This is a genomic window from Desulfovermiculus halophilus DSM 18834 (assembly GCF_000620765.1).
Classification (GTDB): Bacteria; Desulfobacterota; Desulfovibrionia; order Desulfovibrionales; family Desulfothermaceae; genus Desulfovermiculus; species Desulfovermiculus halophilus.
Genome location: NZ_JIAK01000006.1, coordinates 214,586 through 237,872, shown reverse-complemented (window position 1 = coordinate 237,872; position 23,287 = coordinate 214,586). Strand labels below are relative to the sequence as shown.

The window sequence follows — 23,287 nt, the reverse complement described above, 5'->3', positions numbered from 1 at the left end:
TGCTCACTCCTTCATCCTGGCCTTGGGATCAATAAGCAAAAAACGAAGGGCCATGAGCACCCGTCTGGGATATTTGCGGTGCATGGCCATACCCAGCCAGTAGGCGGCCTCTTCCTTGCCCATGGCCTCAATCCCGTCGGCCACCATGCGCATGTTCTCCCGGTTACGCATGGGAGCCAGGGTCCGGAAAAGAAGACCCAGATTCAGAGCCAGATCCTCGCTGAGGGTATAATGGGCTTGATCGTTTTTCTTCAGGCTACCCAGCTGGACCCCGCCCTTGGCCAACAGGCGCAGGACCCGGTGTTCTATCAGGGCCAGATTGCGGCCCCGCAGGCCGGCAATGCGCAACGGCTTTTTTAGATACGGCGTTCCATTGGACGGTACCTGCCAGACCTCCAGCTCAAAATCACCAGGTCCGTGGTTCGCGGCCCGCAGATTGTAGCGGGGAAGGCCCTGGCCAGTTTCTTTGTCGATCATGTTGGGAAGTGCATTCATGAGGATGCCTCCGCAGTAGCCAGGACAAAGCAGGCTCCGGTGCCAAACTTGGTCAAGCGCTGGCTTATATTTTCCGGTTCCTCGCCGTGCAGGGAAAGTCCAGGATTGAAGGTCAAATCAAAAGTAATATTTACATCCTTGTCCCTGGCCGCCCGCAACTGAGGATCCAGGAAGTCTTTGACCGGCTGGGCGTCCTGTACCTTGCCCTTAAACTCAATACTCAGCTCACTGCCTTCTGTAGTTTCGTATTCGCCCTGAATGCTGACCTGTTTGTCTGCTCTGGGCACTGATCCGACCAGACCCAAAAGCTTGAAGCCGTCGCTGGGATCGTAGAGCTTCAAGGTCAGGGAAGAGATGGACCCGTACTTCCTGCTCCTGGCCTTTTCCCAAACCTTGGTCAAGGCCTCTTTGAGCACTCCCTCTTCTTGGACCACATGTCCATTGTCAGAGGTTGGCTGCGGTTCTGGCCCTGGGCTCCCTGCTCCAGGATGGCCTCCTGTGCCGGTCTCAGGTGACGGTGGGGTAATTCCAGGTCCTTCCTTTACTCCGGATTCGGGCTGCGGGCCGGCGGGTGGGTCCGTTTTGGGTTCCGGCCGGGGCCAGATGTCGTTTTCCCGGGCATAGGTTGTGGTGAACACATAGGACTGCTCATCAATCTTGATATCCGCCCACGGATCACCCTTGCCCCACAGAAGATCCCCGCTTTTGTACACAAATTCGCCCTGCTCAATCCCCTGGCGGATACCTTTGATAAACACATCGTCTCCTGCCAGCATGGGCAGGGAAGGGTCACGTCGGAACTCGCTCCTCAGGGCCGCGGTGGTTATCCGTCCTTTTTTCAGCGGGGTGCGGTCCCGGATGTAAATGGGCGAATCGGGTTGGTCGTCCGGAAGACGGAGCTTGTTCATGTCCCGCAATACACGAACCACCTGCTTTTGCCCATTGCCCGGGGTCTCGGAGGCGTTTTGGACCTCAATGACCGTATGCCCCAGGTCTACATCTGCACCTTCAACCCGATTCCGGCTGGGATAGAAGACATGCCTGTAGGCCTGCTGTATAGCCAGGGCCAGCTCCTGCTCCGAGCGCCTGTACCATTCCTTGAGTCGGTCCTGCTGGTACTCAGCCAGCTCCTGCTGCCGTTGCGGATCGCGCAAGGCTTCCAGGGCCAGGCGGCGGACCATTTTCTTTTTCATATCCTCCTTGCGCTGCGCGTCCACGATGAGGAACAGGAGGGCATTACGACTTATGCGCAGATCCCCGCTGGAGCCCTTTTCCCGAAACAAGCGTCTGATCAGGTCCGGAAGCTGGACCTGGTCCCCGCTGACCTCGGCTGCATCGTAGTTGATCAGGGCCAGATACGGGGCTTTTTCACCTCCGTCGTCAGGTATCTCGTTGGGCATGCTGGGAAAGGGGATCAGGCTCAGGGTCTGCCCGCCGAATATGCTTTTTATGCGGTCATTGAGCTGAGCCCTGGTCTCAGCCGGGTCTACCTGCCGCTCCTGGCGTCTGACCATCTGGGTCAGGTTGGCCTCGGTCAAAATGCGCAAGGGGGCGTTGGGCCGATCGTCCAGATAGGCCGATGTCTGCACAAAGCGGCGGATAGCGTCGTCGATAAAGCTGATGTCCGTTCCTGGAGAGAGGATGGAGAACCGGACCTGATCCTGGGTGGCCCCTTTCAGGCTCTCGTTAAAAGCCAGGGTGTGGAAAAACACGGTCCGAGCCACATAGGAGCCGTAGGGAGGCAACCCGGTGTAAAATTCGGCGTCCATATCCTGGGCCAGGGAGGGCTGATCATTTGCAACTGCGGCCACATCCGCCCGCAAGGCAGGGACAAAGGCCTGCTGGCCCAGTTTGTTGACGACTTCGTTTCGGATGGACTCCACACTGATATCCACATGGTGCAAATGCACGGCATAGGCATCGCTTGGCTGTTTAGCCCACATGGTGGATACGGTCTTGGCCAGAATCCGAAGCATACCCCGTACCCGCTGGAAATTGCCCAGGGTGGAGGTCTTTTCCTGCAAGGTGTCGATGAGCTCAGGATGCAGCGGGTAGCCGCGCTCAAGGGCTTCCAGGACAGCTGGCTGCTGGCTCTGGGCGGGCAGATGCTCCTTTTGGGCCGACCATTTCTGGCGATAGGCCTCTATCACCATCTGGGCCTTGGACTGATCAATGGAGGCAAAGAGTCTACGCTGTAAGATCTTGACCGTCTCGTCCTCTTCTGTAGGATTTATAAGGGTGGCCTTGCGGGCGGATACGCTCTCCGCCTCTTCCATCTTATCGGCTATGAACTGGTTTTCCTCGGAATAGGCATCTGTGGCAATCCCTCCCTTGCCAATGGCCAGGGTATAGACCAGGGCGGCATTATTAGTGGATTCTACCGCCTTGAACAGAGAGGTCAAAAAGGCGGTGAGCTGCCCGCCGGCCCGATCCCGATGCTTGGCCTTGAGCTTACGCAGGTAGACCGAGAGTTCGTCCAAGAGAATAAGCGTGGGTTGGCCGCCAAAGAGCTCCTTGATGGTCTCCGAGCCCGGGGCCACCCCTTCCTGGTCGCTTCTGCGTACCAGCTCGTAGCCTTCTACCCCGTTTAAGGCATAGGCGATTTCTCCCCATGGGGTGTAGGCCCGCAGGCCGTGTCCCAGGTTGCGGCCGTTGGTCGGGTCTGCGTTTTCTCCGTCAAAGGCAGCAACGCGCACATCATCTTTGACCAAGGCATCCGGGGAGATGAACTCCGATATATTGGCCACACCCTGCATGCCCTGGGCTGCATGTTTGAGTGCCACCAGATCGTGAGTTTTTCCTCCACCGTAGTTGGTGTCCAGACGGAAGATGGCCGCAATCTGCTTGCTGCTGGAATTTAAGCGGTGGCAGACATTGACCAGTAAGGCCTTCAGTCCCCGAGTGGGATAGGTATTGGCAAAGAATTTGACTGGATCGGTATATTCTTCCGGCGCATCTCCGCGTAAGACCTGGGCCAGGTCCGCGGCAAAGTCGGATTCGGTAATCGAGCCCTGGAGCACGTCTTCGCGGGGGACGCAGATATCATACACTGTGGGCAAGGCCATGAACGCCTCCTGAGGACCTGTGTAACAGATGGGAATATGATGATAAGTTTGGGCGAGCTTAACTCACAAAGGATGGATTGGCAAGAAGAATTGGGGGGAAATGTATTTTTTCATAAAAGAGTGTCAGGCCTCATTGTCAAAAGACTTGCCCCTGGCTATTCTTGTCTATAAGCTATCTTACTGAATGATCTGGCTCAGAATCCACAAAACGACTTATGGAGTATACAATCGTGACCAGACAATTCAGAATTGAATGGTACCCCAAGGTCTGCAACGGAAAACCGGTGATCAAAGGAACCCGCATTACGGTTTCTGTTGTTTTGGAGCAAATCGCGGAAGGCACATCCTGGGATCATCTCCTTGAGGATTATCCCGAGCTGGAGCGGGAGGACATTAAGGCCGCCTTGGATTTTGCCCGGGAAAGTCTTGATCACACCGAGATACGGGAAGCCCATGTCTAAAGCAATCCGGCTGTTTCTTGATCAGATGATTCAGAAACATGTAGCCGATGTTCTTGCCCAGGAAGGCTATGACGTGGTAAGGGCCTCAGAGGTTGGACAATCACGTGCCGATGACAGAGCCATACTGGAACACGCCATTTTCGAGCATAGGATCTTGATCACCTTGGATGATCACTTTGGCGATTGGGCGGTCTTGCCCTTAAATAAACATCCAGGTGTCATTAGACTCCAGGTCAACCCCACCACCTCGCAAAATATTCTGACCCTAATAAGACCATTTTTACAAAGGGCTGACCTGGAAATAATTTCCAATCATCTCATAATATTGTCTTCAACAAAAGAAAAATGGATATCCACTTCCAGCTAACACGACAGACTCACACATCATTTATAGGATGTGACACCATAAATCTTTTCTGGGGGTAGATCTGGGGGTATTTTTATATTTGAAATATTTTTAATGTTCTTTATCAAGATGTTATTGCCACTATTCGATTCCCGCCCCGGGCACCAATTCTTGGACTTAACGGTTTCCAGCTGTCGGGAATACTGTCGGGACTTTGCTTCAAGCGAAGGGATTCCCAGGAAAATAACTGTCGGATATATAATCTGAGTGAAAGGGTCTTAAGGTAGACAATCAGACCAGCTCTGCTGTGTCGCATAGGCCCCTGGGAGAAAAATCTCTCAGGGGCTTTTTGTTTGCTGGACCACAGCTCAAAATTCAGCTCTCAAAATTCCTCCATAGCATTGAAGGCATGAATGTATTGTTCCTTCCAGTGAGCAGCACGGGGTCCAGTGAATCCCATCACCAGACCAGCTTAGCTGTCGCTAAGGAACGAGAACCTGTCCCTGGTCATGAGGTACATGGGTTTCTGTCGGTTCCAGTTGTCGATGTACGAGGTGGACGCAAAATTGCGGACACCAAATTCGTGAGAACAATCAAGGTTTCGGATATCCCGAAGCACGGCGTCATGCCTCTTCCCAAACTTCTCAGCCACGGTCTTGCTGTCGTTGAAGAGTCCTCACTTCGTTGCGGGCCATTGGCTGTCCATTGTCACCTTGGTAAGCTACGAGTTGTTTTGTTCGTGACGCAACAAAGCGAGCTTAGCCGAGGATGTCTGTACTTTCTTGCCCCTCAACCTAAAATTGACGGGCATTTATGACCAAGAGGCCACAAATAAATTGAAGACCTCTTGGCTTTATCCTCACCATAACTCGTTCTTATCCATACAGAACTGACATATCTTTTAAGATATCCTCGACAGTCTCAGACAGTTTTCTGAGCTTGTCGGTTGTCTCCTGGTCCAGCTCTGACCAATTAGGACAGCCATCAATCTTGTCAGCTACCTTCCAGTAACCCCCCTCTGTGCCAAGGTTCGTTCCACCGTGCCCGGGGAGGCACGTAAAAATACCGGCCGGAGTAATGATCCGGATCTTCCAACTCCGTGGCGATGTCTTCCTCGGCCATACCCTGTGCCGCGAACCTTTCGCGCAGCTGTTCCCGACGCTCGTCGAACAGGTCGCTGGCACGCTTAAGGAAAAGCATGCCGAATACATACTCCTTGTATTCACTGGCATCCATGCTGCCGCGTAGATCGTCACAGGCCCGCAGCAACAGGCTTTCGAGTTGGGGAAGCGTTAGTTTTTGTTTCATTCAGATTGCTCTTTCATTGTTGGTTCAATCGTGCCGGACCTTCCTGCCTACCCCCCGCAAAACCGATGGCTTATAACTTCGGAGAATTGTATTTCATTTTATTCAGTAGGTCATAACCCTTTGAGGTCAAACGATATTTTTGTTTGCTGCTTCGTGGCTTGTCAGGGATGGTCATCTCGATTAAGCCTGAGTTCAAAGCAGGCATGAGGTACGCTTCCCGAAAGTAATCTTCGTGCTTAAGCTTCATTTCCCTTTGTATTTCAGCTCTGGACATCTCGCCTCTGATACTTTGTACCAATCTTTGGACTTCCCCGGTGACTTCCCCGGTGACTTCCCCGGTAACTTCCCCGGAATCTTTCTTTCCGTCCTGCTCTTCAAAAGAACCATATTCCGGGACCTTAACGATTATCCGAAACACATCGCCCTCAATCATCTGAGGATCTTCTCCGCCATAGGCCTTGCCGTAACGCATCATGTTCCGCATCCCGGAGCCCAATTCGTCTGCCCGGTGAATCTCCCGGAAAAAGGCCCCAATGACCGGATTTTTGGGGTAAGGGGTAAAGGTGCTTGGATCGAGGACTCCGAATCCGTGGGGCTTGTTGCTGTTTTCAGTCCGTACCTGACCGCGCTCGATAATCAGCTTGGCCGGAAAGGCGTTCCGGTATTCTCTGTGGATCAGGATATTGGAGGCCACTTCCCGGAAAATGGCGTCCCGGATGCTGATGCGGTCCGTACCTTCCAGGTGAAAAGGGTCTGGAAGATGCTTCTGAACAAAGGCCATAATCCGTTCATAGCTCTCTATGAGATTGGTCCGGACCAAGTCCCGGTCGTCATAACGGTCCAGGTTGACCTTTCTGAGGATTAGATCGGTACGGTGATGGGGGACAGCAGAAAGGATGACCTGGTCATTGCCCAAGAGGAGGATTCCGGCCAGGTTGAGGCCGCTTTTCCCGGTCTCAGGATCGGTCTGATACAGTTGGGCGCTTTTGATCAGCTCCATGTCATCCATATCCAGCCAAGGGTGACCGTCGCGCCATACCCCGGCCAGCCGCCGGCATTTGTCGATCAGATCCGGCCGCAGATCATCCAGCCCGGCGTAAGGATAGACCTTGTTTTCAGAATAGGTGGCCTGCTTGCGGGCATACAGCTCGGACACCAGCCGGGTGTGATCGGTAATATCCAAGTCGCCGTCTTCGTTCCGGTCGTATATGCGTCCGTTGCAGCGATGGACCTGGGAACTTTCTGGGACATAGACATGCAGAACAGTCTGCTCCTGGACCTGGACTTCCTCCACAGACAGGTAGGCAGGGGGATGTATCTTCTGGGGATTGTTGATAGTGGTCACAAAGTCTTTTTTGATTTGGGCCACAGCCCTGGGATCTATGCCGGTGATCCGGCCCGAGTCGTGAACACCAAGAAGCAGGGTCCCGCCGTACCGGTTCAGAAAGGCACAGATGGTCTGGTACACATCCTGGTTCAGCTTGTCCCGGGATTTCTTGAACTCCAGGTTCAAGCCTTCGCCGGATTGGATGAGATTTTGTATGCGAGATTGGTCGATCATGTCTTGGTTTCTGGGCTAAGAGAGTTTGAGGATATAGAAATGATATCGGCAAGATAGGCTAGATGCTGTAAGCACCGACGTAATACTCAAGCTACTCAGGAACTTAATGACTGTCGAACGAGAGAGAGGGATACACAGTATTACTTACCCTCCGTTTGCCATATCTGAAGCTGGGCTACCGGTCAATGAGATGACAGAGAATGTGCATATAATCAATATTGTCAAAAGACTTGTCCCTGGCTATTCTTGTCTATAAGCTATTTCCTTGGTTGATTATGGTTCAGCAGCCACAAACCGCCAAAGGAGAGTACGATCGTGACCAGACAATTCAGAATTGAATGGAACCCCAAGGTCTGTAACGGAAAACCGGTGATCAAAGGAACCCGCATACCGGTTTCCATTGTTTTGGAGCAAATCGCGGAAGGCATATCCTGGGATGATCTCCTTGAGGATTATCCCGAACTGGAGCGGGAGGACATTAAGGCCGCCTTGGATTTTGCCCGGGAAAGTCTTGATCACACAGAGATACGGGAAGCCCATGTCTAAAGCAATCCGGCTGCTTCTTGATCAGATGATTCAGAAACATGTAGCCGATGTTCTCGCCCAGGAAGGCTATGACGTGGTAAGGGCCTCAGAGGTTGGACAATCACGTGCCGATGAATGATCATCACTTTGCCTGCCTTTACTTCTGGCTCGTGCAAGCCTTTTCAGACTTTCTGAGCTTACTTTTCCCGCCCGACCAGTCAGCCCCTCACCTTGCGAACTGCAGCAGGCCGAATTGCAGCTCTGAATTACCCATTTTCCGCTTGACGCGATATGGGTAACGTGGGGTCAGGGGGTGTGGCAGGTCGGTTTGCAAAACCCGGCCGGTCTTTCTATCATGGCCTCATGAAAATCGTGGACTATCAGAATCTGGTCGACCCCGATCTGCTGCACTGGGTGGCCAAGCGGCACCCGCTGAACCCGGACATTGCCTCTGAGATCCCGCTTTTGTATGTCCAGGAGAAGGACCAGCGCGGGATCCGGATCGAGATGGATCACCGGTCCGGAAACGTCACCTTGACCATCCACCCCATCATCCGGCCCACAAAGCGGGACGAATACATCCTGTACCACGAGTTCGGGCATATCGCGGACCGCTTGAACCCCGACTTCCGGTACAATCAGGACCGGCGACTCGCCCTGAGCCGCTCCCAGGAAGAGTGTTTTCTCCAGATATGGAACGTCTTCATTGACGCCAGACTGCACCACCACGGTCTGTTCTGTCTTCCTCAAGGCGGGGAGGTGGACATCGTGGTCGACGGGATCAAGTACCGCCTGCCCAGATCAGAGATCAGCACCTACCTCCTGGAGGCCTGCGCCCATCTCTCCCAGCGGGGCGTCCGCAAGCCGGGAGCCCTGCTCACCGACATCTGGAACAATCCGGAACGGCATCTGACCTTTGAAGATCTCTTGGCTCCCATCTGGTAAAGAGGGGAGGACCAGGGGGGCAGAGAGCAGGTAATCGGCTCTTTGACACAGAAAGTGGAATTGCCTACATAAGAGGTGGCAAACTCCAAAAATCCACAAGCTACGTCGAAGAACCAGGTAATCGGTCAGACCCCGTGCCAAAGTTCAGGGGGCCTTGTCCAGTGAGGCGATGACCAGCCATTGAGCTCACAGTTGGCGATGAGCCTCGTGCTGGGACTGATACGAAAAATTACAAATGGGAGCGAAATGTTGTTTACAGTTCGCTCCCATTTGTACGAAAAACTGTTATTCGTTAATAGTTATCAGGATCCGTTTGGATAGCCACTCCCAGTCGGTATCGGTATCGGTATCGAAATCGTTTGTATGCTTCATTAGCCCAAGCGTGACTGCGCCTTGGCAGGCATGTGGGTTTGCATGCCCACGACAAGCCGGGAGAACGGGGGCCGTTGGCTAGCCCTCGTGCAGAACGGCCAGGATCGTGGCCTGCCCCTGCTTCGCGGCCACCAGATGAGGCACTGTGGACAGATAGTAGACGCTGTCCCCCGGCTCCAGCTCAAACCTGTCCTCCCCCAGCTTGACCGCGACCTGTCCGTCCAGAACGAATATGAACTCCTCCCCCTGATGCTGGGAGGTCTCCTCCTCCGGATTTTCCTCCAGCTTGACGATCAGGGCCTCCATGTTCCGGCCCTGGACATCGGCATCCAGGCTCAGATAGGAGTAGAGCTGCTTGTTCCCCTTGGATGTGGTGGTTCTGGATACCGGCTGTCGGTCGCTCTTCCGGGTCACTGCGTAGGGCTTATCCCCGGGACCGCTTATCAGGCGGCTGAAAGCCGCGTCCAAGGCCTTGGACAGCTTAATGATGGTCCCCAGCTGCGGTTGGACCTTGCCCGTTTCAATTTCCTGCAGGTAGGAGGAATCAAAGCCTGTTGCCTCGGCCAGCTCCTGCAGACTGAGCTGCTTCTCTTCCCGCAGGGCCTTGATCCTGGGGCCAATCTCCTGCACTGAACCGCCCTTCTCCGGACTGATCTCGCCGGTCAAATCCTCAAAATAATCAACATTGATATGGGGTGTATTTTCCCGTGTGGGTTCCATACCCACCTCCTTATATGCATATTTCGTATGGAAAACTGTCATGAGTTAATGGTTAATAGTTATCAGGATCCGATTGGGTAACCACTCCCAGTCGGTATCGGTATCGAAATCGTTTTGCATGCTTCGTTAGCCCAAGCATGCCCGCGCTTTTGCAGGCATGTGGGTTCACAGGTCATCAGAGGATTGATGCTACGGATGCAGATGATCTGGGAGCACGGCCGTTTCCCCCCAGCTTTCGGGCACCTTCTGCCCCGGGGCCTCCCCTTGCTTCTCCTTGCGCTGCCGCAATCCCGGGCGGGCAAACTGGGGATGGCCGTCCTTTTCCGTCGGGCCGTTGATCACAGCCTCCGAACGCAGCCTCCGGCCGATTGTCTTCTCCATTTGCTGTCCGAGCTTGAGGACCCGATCCACATCGTAGCCGTGCTCAATGCCCATCTCGTCAATCTGCACCAAAAGGTCCTCCAGACACATTAGACCGACGTATCGGGGATCTTTGTAGTAGTACTCCCCGGTCCCTTTGACCGGACAATCATCCAGAAAGTTGGCCGGCTGTCCGCCTAAGCCGCCCAACGTGGCCTCAAAGTGAGTTATCCCGGCCTGCAGGCAGGCCAGGATCGAGGCCGAGGCCATGCGCTTGGTCTCGTGGAAATGGGCGATATGCAGGTCCATGTTTGGAATCTGGTCCAGGATCATGGAGAAATAGCGATAGACCTCTGGAGCCGAAGCACTTCCGTCGTGGTCCGCATGCTCCACATCGTGGGCCCCGATCTCCAGCCAGCGCTTGGTGAACTCCACCGCATCCTTGAGCTCGGTCGCCCCGCCGATAGGACTGCCCCAGATAGTACTCACTGTGCCGCACATCTTCATTCCGGCATCGTTGCACTTCTTGATGCAACGTTCGGCCTCCCTCCAGTACTCCGGCAGCGTGGTCCCGGAATTGGCGAAGTGGTGCTCCTCTTCAGTGGAAACCATCATCAACAGCCGGTCCGGGCCAATCCCTTTCTCTTTCAGTTCAATGGCCCGATCCACCGCCCCCTCGCGGATAGTGATGCAGGTAAGGCAGATGTCATCATAGTTCACCCCTTTGCGTTCACAGCGCTTCTTGAACCGATCGCTGCGCAGATGGGTCAAGAGCTCTTCCGCATCCTGGAACTGGGGCATAATAAAGGGATTCCCCAGGTTGGTGACCTCAATATTTCGGCATCCAGCGAATATGAGCTCATCCAGATAGTACTTTTTGGCAGCTGTGGAGATGAACTTTTCCTCATGCTGAAATCCGTCCCGGATCGTAATATCCCCAATGGTCACTTTCTTGGGCATACGCGGGAAGATGTTCCACAAGTTGTATTCCGTCATGCACTGTGCTCCTTTTTGGTCTTTGCGCGGACTGTTCCTAAAAGCGAAAGTTCCCAAAGTTCGGCTCCCCGATCTCCTTGAGCAGGCTGACCTCAAAGGCCATGCCCAGCCAATCCCGGATCTCGGAGAACTTGAGGACCCGGTCATTGAGTATTCGGGCCCCGCAATAGAAGGGGTGGGCTTCCCCGTCGTATTTTTCGATCATGTCCTGCTGAAACTTCTCGGCCTCCTCCGGCCCCATTTCCTTGCCCTGGTCTTTGCGTTTTCGTTTTTCAATGGACAGCAGGACGCTGGCCGCGCTCCGGCCGCTCATAACCGACGTTCTGGCCCGCATGGTAGCAAAAAGGAAATGCGGGCGGTAGGCCCGGCCGCACATGCCGTAGTTGGCCGCTCCGTGATCCGGACCGATGACCAGCTGCACCCGGGGAACCTGGGCGCAGGACACGGCCCTGACCATGTCCGCCCCGTACTTTCCGATCCCGGTATGCTCCGCATCTGAGCCCACCATGTACCCGGGCGCGTTCTGAATGAACAGCAGCGGGGTCTTGTCCTGGCTGCAGCGCACGATCCATTCCGCCGCCTTGCGGGCCGCCTCGACAAAGATGATCCCCACCCCGTTGGAGGCCACCACTCCGACCGGCAGTCCCTTGATCCGCATCTTTCCGGTGACGATATTATCCCCCTGGCCCCTGGCGTACTCCTTCTTGTACTCCGCAAACTCGCTGTCGTCGGCGATTGCTTCCAGAATGGGCCGGATCTGGATCCCCTGCTGAACATGCTTGGGGATCAGCTCATACAGCTTCTCGCTGGGGACCCTGGGCGGCTTTTCCGGATAGCGGTGATGGTGCACGGTCTGTGGCTTTTCCCAGGCCAGCATTTCCCGGACCTTGGCCACTGCCTCGTCCTGGGTGGCGCACAGGTAATCCGCCCCTCCGGAGCGCTGGGTGTGGATCCTCGCCCCGCCCAGCTCCTCGGCGGTGATCTCCTCCCCGGTAGCCGCCTTGACCAGCGGAGGGCCGCCCAGAAAGGAGTAGGCCATGTTGTCGATCATCACCGCCTGACAGGCCATGAACACGATATACGCCCCTCCGGCGGTGTTCCCGCCGGTGCTCAGGGTTATCTGCTTCAGGCCCTTGGCCGACATGCGGGCCATGTTGTAGAACATGGAGCCGAAGTGCTGATCGTCTGGGAATACATCCGCCTGCATGGGCAAAAACGCCCCGCCTGAGTCAGCAATGTACACACAGTTCAAGCCGCACTGATCGGCAATGAACTGGGCCCGCATATGCTTCTTCAGGGTGATGGGGAAGTAGGTCCCGGCCTTGACCCGGCTGTCGTTGGCCACAATCATGGTCCAGTTCCCGTGGATCTTCCCGATCCCGGCAACCAGCCCGGCGCAGGGGACATCCTCGACTCCGGGATAGTTCATCCCGAATCCAGCTATCCGGCTGAGTTCATAGAACGTGGTCCCGGGATCGATGAGGTAGCTGATCAGTTCGCGTACAGGACGCTTGCCGTGCTTGGCCAGGCGCGAAACGGCCTTGTCCCCGCCGGGCATGACCGCTTCCTGGACCCGCTGGTCGAGCTTTCTCTCTTCCTCTTCCCAGGTCTTGCGATTTTCCGTCCGCGAATCCATTTTTTTATCCATGCTTATTGTCCTTTGTACACCGGTTTCCGTTTCTCCCGAAACGCAGCCAGACCTTCCAGGCGATCCTGAGTAGGGATGGTAATCCAATAGGCATTGGACTCAATAGACAATCCGGTAGTGATGTCCGTCTCCAGGCCCTTGTTTATGGCGTACTTGGCCTGCTCAAGGGCAATCGGACCGGCCTCCAGGATCTCTTCGGCCATTTTGTTACAGCAGGACATGAGGCCGTTTGGGGGACAGACCTGATTGACCAGTCCCAGGTCCAGGGCTTCCCGGGCATCGACCCGGCGGCCGGTAAAGATGAGCTCCTTGGCCTTGGCCCGGCCAATGAGACGGGGCAGGCGCTGCGTTCCCCCGGCCCCGGGAATAATGGCCAGCCTGGTCTCGGTCAGGCCCATGCTGGCCGTATCGGCTGCGATCCGGATATCGCAGGCCAGAGCAAGCTCGGTTCCTCCGCCCAGGGCCACCCCGTTTACCGCTGCAATCACCGGCTTGTTCAAGTTTTCGATCTCAGTGAACAGATTGCGGATGGTGTAAATGTACTCCTTGACCTGAGCATGGGTCATGCCTGCCCGCTCCTTGAGATCGGCCCCGGCGCAAAAGGCCTTCTCTCCGGCCCCGGCAATGATCACTACCCGAACGTCGGTGCGGAACCTGATATCCCGAATTCGGGCATCCAGGGCCCGCAAAAGATCGAAATTCAGGGCATTCATGGCCTTAGGCCGATTCAGGGTCACAGTCATGACCCCTTCCTGCTCCTGAACTGCAAGCATGTCTTCAGCCATATTCACCTCGTCTTCACCCCTTATTGATGCGCCTGCAAAAAATATGTTTTTGCAGGCAGTGTTAAGTTTTAAGTTGAAAGTTTTAAATGAAATCAAATAGTTTTAAATTTTAATTTGTGCGTTTAACCCCAGTCTTCGACTTTTTGCAGTTGAGTCTTGATTGGCGCTATACGCATTATTTGCATGAAAAACTGTTATAGTTATTCGTTAATTGTTATCAGGATCTGATTGGGTAACCACTCTCAATCGGTATCGGTATCGAAATCGTTTGTATGCTTGGTTAGCCCAAGCGTGCCTGCGCCTTGGCAGGCATGTGGGTTAGTAAGCAGCTGTTTCGGCACGTCCCGCCGAGGCCGGTCATGGCTTTGTTCCCTGGATCTTGATTCCGCCTACAGATCGTCCAAGACCTCGGCAGCTTTTTCCCGCAGCTTGTACTTTTGGATCTTGCCGCTGGCAGTGGCCGGATACTCCTGCACAAAAATGAAAGCCCGGGGAATCTTGTGATAGGAAATCTGTCCTTTGCAGAACTCCTTCATCTCCTCCTCTGTCGCCGACATGCCGGCCTTGAGCTGGACAAACGCCACGACCTCCTCACCATACTTTGAACTCTCCACCCCCACCACCTGGGCGTCCTTGACCTTGGGATGGGTATACAAAAATTCCTCTATCTCCCGAGGATATATGTTCTCTCCGCCCCTGATGATCATGTCCTTGAGCCGGCCCACAATCCGGCAGTTGCCCTGCTCGTCCATGACCGCCAGATCCCCGGTATGCAGCCATCCGTCTTTGTCCACAGCCTCCCGGGTCTTGTCCGGCATCTTATAGTAGCCCTTCATGATATGATAGCCGCGGCTGGCCAACTCTCCTGTCTCACCCACCGGGAGCTCCCGTCTGGATATGGGGTCCACGATCTTGACCTCCACATTGGGCAGGGCCCGGCCCACGGTTTCCGTCCGCACTTCCATGGAGTCGTCCCGCCTGGTCTGGGTGATTCCCGGCGAGCTCTCAGTCTGCCCATAGACGATGGTCAACTCCTTGGCCCCCATCTTGTCGATGACGCCGCGCATGACCTCAATAGGGCAGGTGGAACCGGCCATAACCCCGGTTCGCAAATGAGAGGTGTCGTAGCGCTTGTTGTCCATCTCCTCCAGCTCGGCGATAAACATGGTCGGCACACCGTGGACGGCAGTACACTTGAGGGCATCCACAGCCTCCAGCACCCTGTCCGCCTTGAACTGGGTCACCGGGGCCATGGTAGCGCCGGATACCAAGCAGCACATGGTTCCGATCACGCAGCCGAAGCAGTGGAAAAAAGGAACCGGGATACACAGGGTATCCTCCGGGGTCAGGGCCATGGTCTCGGCCATGCTTTGGGCGTTGCCCAAAAGATTGCTGTGCGTGAGCATGACCCCTTTGGGATAGCCCGTCGTTCCCGAGGTGTACTGCATCATGATCACATCCTCGGCATCCAGGCTCTCCTCCCTGGCCTGCAGTTCCTGATCGCTGATCGTTTTGCCCATCTCCAGCATGTCGTTCCAGGTGAACATGCCCGGAAACCTTTCCTCTCCCAGATAGACCACGTTTTTCAGATAGGGGAGTTTTTCCGAGTTCAGCTGGCCGGGTTTGCAGTCATTGAGCTCAGGGCAAACATCGTAGATCACCTTGATGTATTCATCCGGCTCCCGCACCCCGCCGGTCAGGATCAGGGTGTTGGAGTCCGACTGGTTGAGCAGATATTCCAGCTCAAAGGATCGAAAGTTGGTGTTCACCGTGACCATGACTGCCCCCATCTTGGGGCTTCCGAACTGCGTATAGACCCACTCCGGAAGATTGTGGGACCAAAAGGCGATGTGATCGCCTTTGCCCACCCCAAGGGCCATGAGCCCCTTGGCCACCTGATTGCAGACATCCCGAAACTCGGGAAAGGTCTTTTTAAATCCGAACTCGTAATAGGCCAGGGCTGTATGTTCCGGGAGCTCCCGGGCATTGGCTTCAACCACGTCTCCAATTCTCGTCTTTCCGATCTCAATCTGTGCGGCCATAGAAAACCCCTCCTCAATGGCTGTGCTCAGGTTCGATGTGCTCGCAGTGCTCTTAGCATCCAATGTATCTGGAAATGACCAGGCGCTGGATCTCGGATGTCCCCTCCCCGATATCCAAAAGCTTTTGGTCCCGGTAGAAGCGTTCCACATCATAGTCCTTCATCAATCCGTACCCGCCGTGAGTCTGGACCGCATGATTGACCACCCGGCCCATGAGCTCGGAGCAGTACAGCTTGGCCATAGCCGCTTCCTTGGCAAAGGGCTTGTCCCTGTTGCGCAGCCAGCATGCCTTGTACAGCAGGTTCCGGGCACACTCTATCTCTGTGGCGCAATCGGCCAGCTTGAAGGCCACAGCCTGAAACTTGCCGATGGGCTGTCCGAACTGCTCCCGCTCCTGCGCATACTTCAGTGCCGCGTCATAGGCACCCTGGGCTCCCCCCAATCCCATGGCCCCGATGGACAGCCGGCCGCCGTCCAGGGTCTGAAGCATCTGATGAAAGCCGTCGCCTTTGCTGCCCAGCATGTTTTCCCGGGGCACACGCACGTTGTCGAAGTACAGCTCAGCGGTGTTCGAGGACCGCCACATCATCTTTTTATGCATGGGAACAGCCTTGAACCCTGGAGTGTCCCGCTCAACGATGAAGCATGTATACTCCGGCTTGCCGCTCGGCCTGGTCCCGGTCACAGCCTGCACCGTCACCCCCAGGGTCATGTCCGTGGCCGCGTTGGTAATAAAGATCTTGGACCCGTTGATCACCCATTCATCCCCGTCCTGGACCGCTGTGGTCTTGCTCCCGCCTGCGTCTGATCCGGCAGTGGGTTCGGTCAGGCCGAAGCCCCACAGGCCTTCTCCAGAGCACAGCCGAGGCAGATAGCGCTTTTTCTGTTCTTCCGTGCCGAAATAGTACAGAGGTCCTACCCCCAGAGAATTGCCGGCCGCGACTGTGGCCGCCTGGGATCCGTCCACCCGGGCCAGCTCCTCTACAGCTATGATGTAGGACAGGTAGTCCATGCCCTGTCCCTCATACTCTTCGGAGACAAACATGCCGAAAAGACCAATTTCGCCCATCTTGCGGGTCAGCTCCGGGGAAAATTCCTCGTTTTCATCCAGCTCCTGGGCCAGGGGTGATATCTCGCTCTTTGCAAACTTGCGCACTTCCTTGCGGATCATCTGCTGCTCTTTGTTCAACTCAAAGTCCATACCCCCTCCTTTGGTTTGCTATTCGAGCTGCATAAAAAATAATTAGAAATGCGGTTATGCTGCGTAAAATTTCATTTATCTGCGGCCGCGTTCAGCAATTTCAGAGAACTCCTTTCTGTCCCGGCCGCAGCTTGGCCGGCAACCGGCGTCCCAACACCTCCTCCAGCTTCTGTGTACAGGCTGCCGCCCCGGTCCAGTCCACACCGGTTGTGTACCCCAGGGCATGCAGAAGATAGACAGTGTCTTCAGTGGCTATATTCCCGGCCGCTCCTGGAACAAAGGGGCATCCGCCCAGACCGCCGCAGGATACGTCGAAGCAGCGCACTCCACAGTCCAGGCCGGCAACAAGATTGACCAGTCCAAAGCCCAGGGTATCGTGCAGGTGCAGGGCCATTTGAGCCGATGGAATGCCTTTGTTTACTTCTGCAATCACTGTCCGCACAGATTCGGGATGTCCCATGCCTGTGGTATCGGCCAAGGCCAGGCTCTGCGCTCCCGCATCCATCAGGGCCTGGGCCATCTCAGACACCACCCGCGGATCGATACTCCCTTCATACACACAGCCGAAGGCGCACTGCAGGCTGGCCCGAACAGCCAGCCCAGCAGCCCGGGCCCGGACTGTCATATCCGTGGCCTGAGCCAGGGCCTCCTGCCTGTTCATGCCTGTATTTCTGCGTGAATGGGTGCTGCTGGCGGAGACGGAGATCTCCACACACGTGATCGGGGTACTCAAGGCCCGGTCTAGGCCGGTTCGATTTAAGACCAGGGCCGAATACTCGACTTCCGGGGAAGGGGACAGGGAGTGGACGAGCTGCTCCGCATCGGCCATCTGCGGTACCCGTCGGGGATGAACAAAGGAGACGACCTGGATGCGGCGCAGCCCTGAGCGGCGTACGCAGGCGATGAAATCAAGCTTATCCTGCGTGCACAGCACCTTGTCTTCAAACTGCAGCCCGTCCCTGGGACCCACCTCAACCAGGGACACATATTCATGATCGTCGGTCATCTCCACCTGCCTGCCGAAGAAAACATGCGTACATCCTTATATGGTGGATGGAGGACTCCATCCTGAACGGCATCCTGGCCGCTGTTGAATCCTTTTTCCGAAGCTTCTGCAATCTCCGGGGAGCCTTTTGGGCATGCATCTGGTGCATTTCTCCTGCATACCGCCCCTGGCCGGGCCGTATTTTCCGGAAAACGAGACAAAGGCACTGGATGAACGGCTTTTGAGCCATCCTTTGCAAATAATTTTAGGAAATTGTAGCCAGAATAGAAAATCAGATCTTTTTTGTCAATACGCTATGTGTGATTTTGCGACATGCGCCGGGAAGGAAGCAAGCGCATGATCACCCAAAATTGACCCGTCGGCCCACTTCGTTGTGCCTGCGCCTTGGCACGCATGTGGGCTTGTAAGAACTCTTTGTCATCGCCGCCCACCTTGCGTATACTCCGCGCATACGCCCATAGCGGAAGTTCCTTTTTCCGCACCACCGGTGAGGGACAAGAGCCAAAGCCCATTGCCTGGACATAGATACATCGGCAGGAGCATGCCTCTTTTCCCTGTGGATGCAGCTATACTTGAGGGAGCAGACATGTCCGAGCAGGCATTCGATATCACACCGGACCGGATCACAGATAGCGACCAGGCCAAAGAAGCAGTGGCCGATCTGCGGGAGGCCCTGCGCTATCACGCCTACCGCTATTACGTCCTGGACGATCCGATCATCGCTGATCCTGAATACGACCGGCTTTTCAATATCCTGGAGGTCCTGGAGGAGAAGTTTCCAGCCCTCCAGTCCCCAACCTCCCCCACCCAGCAGGTCGGGGGTGCCCCCAGACAGAGCATGGGACTGGTCCGGCATCCGGTGCCTATGCTCAGCCTGCGGGCGGTATACACCCAGCAGGAGGCCCGGGACTTCGACGCCACCTGCCGGCAGGAGCTGAGCCTCGGCCTGATGACCTATGTGGCCGAGCCCAAGTACGACGGCTTGGCCGTGGAGCTCATCTACGAGAACGGGGCCCTTGTCTTTGCCTCCACCCGGGGGGATGGATACACCGGTGAGGATATCCTGGCCAATGTGAAGACCATCCGGGAGATCCCCCTGCAGCTTTTGTCCCTGGACAAAGAGCCGGTTCCGGAGCGCCTGGTGGTCCGGGGCGAGATTTACATGCGCAAGGACGAGTTCAATGCCTTGAATCAGCGGCGGGAAGAATCCGGGGACAACGTCTTCGCCAATCCCAGAAACGCCGCCGCCGGCTCTGTCCGCCAGCTGGACCCGAAGATAACCGCCAGCCGACCTTTGCATCTGTTTGTCTACGAAGTCGCCGAGTGCAGGGGACGGGAGTTTACGCAGCAGTGGGAGATGCTGGCCGCCCTGCCCAAGTGGGGCCTAAAGACCAACACCAGGTGGCAGGAAAAATGCTCCGGGATTGAGCCGGCCTTGGAGTTCTTCCGCCGGCTGTCCGAAACCCGCGACGATCTGCCCTTTGAGATCGATGGGGTGGTGATCAAGGTCAATGACCGCCAGGCCCAGCAGGCCCTTGGATTTCGGCAGCGGGACCCCAGATGGGCCCTGGCCCTGAAGTTCCCGGCCAGACAAGGCACGACCAGGATCACGGACATTACAGTCCAGGTTGGGCGGACCGGGGCCCTGACCCCGGTGGCCCATCTTCAGCCCGTGACCATCGGGGGGGTGGAGGTCAAACGGGCCTCACTGCACAACCTGCATCAGATCGAGTCCAAGGATGTCCGGATCAAGGACTGGGTCTTGGTGGAGCGGGCCGGGGACGTTATCCCTCAGGTGATCAAGCCCTTCCCAGACAAGAGAAGCGGCCAGGAGCAGCCCTTTGTCATGCCCGAGACCTGTCCAGTGTGCGGCGGACCTGTGGTTACCAGCCGGGACCGGAAGCAGAGCCACTGCACGAACATCGACTGCCCGGCCCAGATCCGGGAGCGCATGGTCCACTTCGCCTCCAGGCGGGCCATGGATATCGAGGGGCTGGCCGGCCGGCGCATCGATCAGCTCCTGAATACCGGCCTGGTCCGGCACATCCCCGACCTCTACCGCCTGCGCAGGGAGGACCTTGTCCAGCTGGAGGGGTTTGGGTCCAAATCAGCGGACAATCTCCTCCGAGAGATCGAGGACAGCAAGAGCACCGCCCTGGAACGGTTTGTTTACGCCCTGGGCATTCCCCATGTGGGCGAGCACCTGGCGCAGGTCCTGGCCGCCCGGTTTCCGGACCTGGACGCTCTGAGCCGGGCATCGGAGCAGACCCTGCAGGCCGTCCACGAGATCGGTCCTGAAGTGGCCAGAAGTGTTCGGGCCTTTTTTTCCAACCCCGGGAACCGGAAGGTTGTCCACGACTTGCTGGAGGCCGGGATTTCCCTGGACAATCCTTTGCATGCTGCTACAGTACAGACAAAGTCCCTCCAGGGCCGGACCTTCGTCTTTACCGGCACCCTGCAGAACTGGACCCGGGACCAGGCCAGGGAGATCGTGGAGGGCCTGGGCGGCCGGGTGACCGGATCAGTAACCGGAAACACGGATTACATCGTCGCCGGACCCGGGGCCGGATCCAAGCTGGACAAAGCCAGGAGCAAGGGGATTGCCGTTTTGAGCGAAGAGGATTTTGCCCGGATTATTGGCCAGGAGGCGGGAGACAGTAGACAGTAGACGGTGGGCAGTAGGCAGTGGACGGTGGGCAGAATACGGGAGACAGGGGGCAAGGATCCCTCTTTGGCGGGACTTAGAAAATACCGGGCCGAAAGTTAGCACACAGAAGAGATGGCAAACTCCAAAAATCCACAGGCTACGTCCACGAACCAAAAAATAGAGTCAGGTCTCGGGAGGCAGACATGAGCGAACAGACTACCTACAAAGGCTACACCATTGAGCTCAAAGAACACCAGGACAAGTGTTCGAACTACGCCTTCACCATCTCTGATCCCCAGGGACGGGAGATTAAGAACGTGCCCTTGGGCGGGGAAGACAAAGATTCCGCCCTGGGCAAGGCCAAGGAAATGATCGATTTCGAGCTGGAGTACGCAAAGGAGTAAGCAACGGGCGGATATATTTCCCTGCCCTTTACCCTCGGCCCCATGTTACCCAGAACACACACCGAAAAAACCAGCAGTTTTGAATCGTTAAAGCCCCAGTTCCTCTCCGCCCTGGCCCAAGGCCCGGTGGTGGTCCAGGCCCCCACCGGGACCGGAAAATCCACCCGCCTGCCGGTCTGGGCCCGGGAGATAGGCAGAGTTCTGGTGGTGGAACCCAGGCGCATGGTCTGCCGGTCCCTGGCCCGTTATCTGGCCTGCACACATGGAGTCAGCCTGGGACAGGAAATCGGGTTCGCCACCCGTTTTGAGACCACATACAGCCCCGAGTCAGAGCTGATCTTCGTTACCCCGGGCATTGCCCTGCGCTGGTACGCGGATACAAAGCTGTCCGGGTTCGCCACCGTCATCCTGGACGAGTTCCACGAACGGCGCTGGGATATGGATCTTCTCCTGGCCCTGCTCCGGGCCGATGCCAGGCGGGTGGTTCTGACCTCGGCCACCTTTGCCGGTCCGGAGCTGGCCGGGTACGTGCAGGGGACAAGCCTTGCGGCCGAGGATCCCTCCTACCCGGTGCGCACCGATTATGCTGAAAACACCGCTCTTCCCCGGAGCAAACACCTGGATCAACGGGTGGCCAAGGCTGTGAACCGGGTTCTGGACCAGACCCCGGAAGGAGACGTATTGGTCTTTCTCCCCGGGCGGGGAGAGATCCAGGCAGCCAAGGCCCTTTTGGACAAACGCCTGCCCCCGGACCGGGTCATTGGTCTGCACGCATCCACTGACAGTGCCATCCAGGACGCGGTGCTCACCCCGTCTGAGAAGCAGCGGATCATCCTGGCCACCAACGTAGCCGAGACCTCCCTGACCCTGCCCTCGGTCCGGGCGGTGATCGATTCCGGCCTGGAACGGCGAACTTTCCGGCGCAACGGACGCACCGTGCTCGGCCTGTCGGTCATCTCCCAGGCCTCGGCAGACCAGCGCGCCGGGCGGGCCGGGCGTCTCGGACCGGGACAGTGCCTCCGGCTGTGGGGCAGGCAGGCCAAGCTGGAGCCCTCCACCCCGCCGGAAGTCCTGCGCGAAGACATAACCGATTTGGTGCTCACGGCCGCAGCCTGCGGACACATAATCGAGGATCTGGAGTTCCCCGAGCCTCTGCCCCAATCCGCCCTGGATCAGGCCCGATCCCGTCTTTTGGCCATGCAGGCCGTGGATGCATCAGGCCGGATCACCGATCACGGCCGGGCCTTTATCCGCCTGCCGGTGGACCCCCTTCTGGCCCATCTGATCATGGCCATGCCCGATCCGGCCACCCAGGCCATGATGGTTGACCTGGCCGCCGCCCTTTCGGCTCAGGGCCGGATTCTACCCGGGCTGCCTCCGGACCGGGAACAGGAAACCCTGAAACGCTTCGCCCCTGAGGAATGCGATGCCTTGACCCTGATCCGTTGCCTGCGCAGCACCCCTCCAGCCCGGCTCAAGGTCCTCTCCGGACCTCTGCGGGAAGCCCGGGCGATTGCCGATCAGCTGCGGGATCTGTGCAGACTGCCGCCCCGCAGCGGCGCGCAAGGGCTGCCCAGAAAGCATTTTCTTACAGCGGTTATGCGGGCGGCGCCGGAGCTGCTGTTCATGCGCCGGGTGAAGCGCCCTCAAGCCATGGGCAACGACCATTTGGAGATCCAGATCGCAAGCCAGTCCCGGATGCCCAAGAAAGAGGCCGCTGCCCTGGTCTTTGATCTGCACAGCGTTCCGGGCAAGGGCACGAGCCAGACTCTCAATGTGGGGACCTGTCTCGCTCCTGTGGATACCCAGCTTATTTCCCAAGTCCGGGTCGGCACCCCCTCGTCACCTGTTCCAGTATGGGACGGGGACAACATCTGGCTGGAGCAGACCTGGAGCGTGGCCGGACGCACAGTGCGCATCGAACGGCGCGAACCTCAGGGCCACGAGCTTTGCCTGGCCGTGAGCCGGCTGATCCTGGAGGGCAGCATCCTGCACCCGGCCGGGGAGTGGATTACCCGAGAGGTCCGGGCCTGGAACCTGGCTGTGCATGTGGGCTTTTGCCCGGGGGAATACGTGGATGCCGACCAGTGGCTGACTGACAAGCTCCAGGAAATCGGCCTGCAAGAGAGTGCGGACCTCTCCCTCTTAGAGCCGGATGATCTGTCTTTTGCGGGAATTCCGGATTGGGAGCGGGAACGTTTTGAGCGCAGCTATCCCCGCGGCCTGACCCTGGAGAACATGAGTGTAGAAGTCTCCTATTATCCGGAAAAGCAGGAGATTTTGCTGATCAAGACCGGGGGAGTGCGCAAGACTCCGCCCACGCGGCGGGAGCTCCCGGCCTGGGGGAACAAATGGCGGGTTCGCTTTCGGGACAAAAGCCGGACAGTGGTTGTGGATTAA

The 23,287-nt window shown here is 56.8% G+C and carries 18 protein-coding genes and 1 pseudogene; 7 read left to right on the top strand and 12 right to left on the bottom strand.

What is annotated here, in order from left to right; all coding sequences use genetic code 11:
* Positions 1-3 precede the first annotated feature (3 nt).
* Positions 4-495, bottom strand: coding sequence for a DUF7680 family protein (locus N902_RS0103560; protein ID WP_027369816.1), 492 nt, complete (start codon positions 493-495; stop codon positions 4-6).
* A complete protein-coding gene (locus tag N902_RS0103555) occupies positions 492-3,560 on the bottom strand; it encodes an ATP-binding protein (RefSeq protein ID WP_027369815.1) in 3,069 nt (1,022 codons plus the stop codon). Before N902_RS0103555 ends, N902_RS0103560 begins: the two co-directional genes overlap by 4 nt.
* Positions 3,561-3,790: 230 nt before the next feature.
* On the opposite strand from N902_RS0103555, the gene N902_RS0103550 reads away from it, so the two are divergent.
* The gene (locus N902_RS0103550) at positions 3,791-4,021 is read left to right on the top strand and encodes a DUF433 domain-containing protein (RefSeq protein ID WP_244147364.1); all 231 of its coding nucleotides are present in this window, start codon (positions 3,791-3,793) and stop codon (positions 4,019-4,021) included.
* The gene (locus N902_RS0103545) at positions 4,014-4,388 is read left to right on the top strand and encodes a DUF5615 family PIN-like protein (protein ID WP_161635150.1); all 375 of its coding nucleotides are present in this window, start codon (positions 4,014-4,016) and stop codon (positions 4,386-4,388) included. The genes N902_RS0103550 and N902_RS0103545 overlap by 8 nt, the downstream gene beginning before the upstream one ends.
* Positions 4,389-4,749: 361 nt before the next feature.
* Here the strand turns inward: N902_RS0103545 and N902_RS20325 are convergent.
* The 3 genes and pseudogenes from N902_RS20325 to N902_RS16215 form a co-directional block, all read right to left on the bottom strand.
* Positions 4,750-5,022 (bottom strand): annotated as a pseudogene (locus tag N902_RS20325) (Rha family transcriptional regulator); the annotation flags it as partial.
* 338 nt (positions 5,023-5,360) lie between these two features.
* On the bottom strand, positions 5,361-5,675 hold the full coding sequence (locus N902_RS0103535) for a type I restriction-modification system subunit M N-terminal domain-containing protein (RefSeq protein WP_027369811.1): 315 nt from the start codon (positions 5,673-5,675) through the stop codon (positions 5,361-5,363).
* 70 nt (positions 5,676-5,745) lie between these two features.
* Positions 5,746-7,236 carry an AlbA family DNA-binding domain-containing protein gene (locus tag N902_RS16215; RefSeq protein ID WP_034621433.1) on the bottom strand — a complete coding sequence of 497 codons (1,491 nt, stop codon included), beginning with the start codon at positions 7,234-7,236 and terminating at the stop codon, positions 5,746-5,748.
* A 315-nt stretch (positions 7,237-7,551) separates the two neighbouring features.
* On the opposite strand from N902_RS16215, the gene N902_RS0103525 reads away from it, so the two are divergent.
* A complete protein-coding gene (locus N902_RS0103525) occupies positions 7,552-7,782 on the top strand; it encodes a DUF433 domain-containing protein (RefSeq protein WP_051564219.1) in 231 nt (76 codons plus the stop codon).
* A gap of 342 nt (positions 7,783-8,124) precedes the next feature.
* Positions 8,125-8,706 carry a hypothetical protein gene (locus N902_RS0103520; RefSeq protein WP_034621430.1) on the top strand — a complete coding sequence of 194 codons (582 nt, stop codon included), beginning with the start codon at positions 8,125-8,127 and terminating at the stop codon, positions 8,704-8,706.
* Between the two features lie 450 nt (positions 8,707-9,156).
* Here N902_RS0103520 and N902_RS0103515 read toward each other — a convergent pair whose 3' ends face one another.
* From N902_RS0103515 to N902_RS16205, 7 genes are all read right to left on the bottom strand, one after another.
* The gene (locus N902_RS0103515) at positions 9,157-9,798 is read right to left on the bottom strand and encodes a helix-turn-helix domain-containing protein (RefSeq protein ID WP_027369808.1); all 642 of its coding nucleotides are present in this window, start codon (positions 9,796-9,798) and stop codon (positions 9,157-9,159) included.
* Positions 9,799-9,987: 189 nt separating this feature from the next.
* A complete protein-coding gene (locus N902_RS16210) occupies positions 9,988-11,154 on the bottom strand; it encodes a beta/alpha barrel domain-containing protein (RefSeq protein WP_034621428.1) in 1,167 nt (388 codons plus the stop codon).
* Between the two features lie 37 nt (positions 11,155-11,191).
* Positions 11,192-12,802: an acyl-CoA carboxylase subunit beta gene (locus tag N902_RS0103505; RefSeq protein WP_027369807.1), complete on the bottom strand. Its 1,611-nt coding sequence runs from the start codon at positions 12,800-12,802 to the stop codon at positions 11,192-11,194.
* Between the two features lie 2 nt (positions 12,803-12,804).
* Positions 12,805-13,587, bottom strand: a complete 783-nt coding sequence (locus N902_RS0103500) for an enoyl-CoA hydratase (protein ID WP_027369806.1) — start codon at positions 13,585-13,587, stop codon at positions 12,805-12,807.
* A gap of 389 nt (positions 13,588-13,976) precedes the next feature.
* Positions 13,977-15,629, bottom strand: coding sequence for an AMP-binding protein (locus N902_RS0103495; protein ID WP_034621426.1), 1,653 nt, complete (start codon positions 15,627-15,629; stop codon positions 13,977-13,979).
* 52 nt (positions 15,630-15,681) lie between these two features.
* On the bottom strand, positions 15,682-16,830 hold the full coding sequence (locus N902_RS0103490; RefSeq protein ID WP_027369804.1) for an acyl-CoA dehydrogenase family protein: 1,149 nt from the start codon (positions 16,828-16,830) through the stop codon (positions 15,682-15,684).
* 100 nt (positions 16,831-16,930) lie between these two features.
* Positions 16,931-17,836 carry a hydroxymethylglutaryl-CoA lyase gene (locus N902_RS16205; RefSeq protein WP_034621424.1) on the bottom strand — a complete coding sequence of 302 codons (906 nt, stop codon included), beginning with the start codon at positions 17,834-17,836 and terminating at the stop codon, positions 16,931-16,933.
* Positions 17,837-18,422: 586 nt separating this feature from the next.
* Between N902_RS16205 and ligA the strand changes: the two genes are divergently transcribed.
* From ligA to N902_RS16200, 3 genes are all read left to right on the top strand, one after another.
* Positions 18,423-20,504 carry an NAD-dependent DNA ligase LigA gene (gene ligA, locus N902_RS0103475; RefSeq protein WP_051564217.1) on the top strand — a complete coding sequence of 694 codons (2,082 nt, stop codon included), beginning with the start codon at positions 18,423-18,425 and terminating at the stop codon, positions 20,502-20,504.
* Positions 20,505-20,686: 182 nt separating this feature from the next.
* Positions 20,687-20,887: a hypothetical protein gene (locus N902_RS0103470; protein ID WP_027369802.1), complete on the top strand. Its 201-nt coding sequence runs from the start codon at positions 20,687-20,689 to the stop codon at positions 20,885-20,887.
* A gap of 42 nt (positions 20,888-20,929) precedes the next feature.
* Positions 20,930-23,287, top strand: coding sequence for a helicase-related protein (locus N902_RS16200; protein WP_051564215.1), 2,358 nt, complete (start codon positions 20,930-20,932; stop codon positions 23,285-23,287).

Excerpts from the sequence above, each read along its gene's own strand:
- N902_RS0103560 (WP_027369816.1), bottom strand. The coding sequence starts at position 495 with ATGAATGCACTTCCCAACATGATCGACAAAGAAACTGGCCAGGGCCTT.
- N902_RS0103555 (WP_027369815.1), bottom strand. The coding sequence starts at position 3,560 with ATGGCCTTGCCCACAGTGTATGATATCTGCGTCCCCCGCGAAGACGTG.
- N902_RS0103545 (WP_161635150.1), top strand. The coding sequence starts at position 4,014 with ATGTCTAAAGCAATCCGGCTGTTTCTTGATCAGATGATTCAGAAACAT.
- N902_RS0103535 (WP_027369811.1), bottom strand. The coding sequence starts at position 5,675 with ATGAAACAAAAACTAACGCTTCCCCAACTCGAAAGCCTGTTGCTGCGG.
- N902_RS16215 (WP_034621433.1), bottom strand. The coding sequence starts at position 7,236 with ATGATCGACCAATCTCGCATACAAAATCTCATCCAATCCGGCGAAGGC.
- N902_RS0103520 (WP_034621430.1), top strand. The coding sequence starts at position 8,125 with ATGAAAATCGTGGACTATCAGAATCTGGTCGACCCCGATCTGCTGCAC.
- N902_RS0103515 (WP_027369808.1), bottom strand. The coding sequence starts at position 9,798 with ATGGAACCCACACGGGAAAATACACCCCATATCAATGTTGATTATTTT.
- N902_RS16210 (WP_034621428.1), bottom strand. The coding sequence starts at position 11,154 with ATGACGGAATACAACTTGTGGAACATCTTCCCGCGTATGCCCAAGAAA.
- N902_RS0103505 (WP_027369807.1), bottom strand. The coding sequence starts at position 12,802 with ATGGATAAAAAAATGGATTCGCGGACGGAAAATCGCAAGACCTGGGAA.
- N902_RS0103500 (WP_027369806.1), bottom strand. The coding sequence starts at position 13,587 with ATGGCTGAAGACATGCTTGCAGTTCAGGAGCAGGAAGGGGTCATGACT.
- N902_RS0103495 (WP_034621426.1), bottom strand. The coding sequence starts at position 15,629 with ATGGCCGCACAGATTGAGATCGGAAAGACGAGAATTGGAGACGTGGTT.
- N902_RS0103490 (WP_027369804.1), bottom strand. The coding sequence starts at position 16,830 with ATGGACTTTGAGTTGAACAAAGAGCAGCAGATGATCCGCAAGGAAGTG.
- N902_RS16205 (WP_034621424.1), bottom strand. The coding sequence starts at position 17,836 with ATGACCGACGATCATGAATATGTGTCCCTGGTTGAGGTGGGTCCCAGG.
- ligA (WP_051564217.1), top strand. The coding sequence starts at position 18,423 with ATGTCCGAGCAGGCATTCGATATCACACCGGACCGGATCACAGATAGC.
- N902_RS0103470 (WP_027369802.1), top strand. The coding sequence starts at position 20,687 with ATGAGCGAACAGACTACCTACAAAGGCTACACCATTGAGCTCAAAGAA.
- N902_RS16200 (WP_051564215.1), top strand. The coding sequence starts at position 20,930 with ATGTTACCCAGAACACACACCGAAAAAACCAGCAGTTTTGAATCGTTA.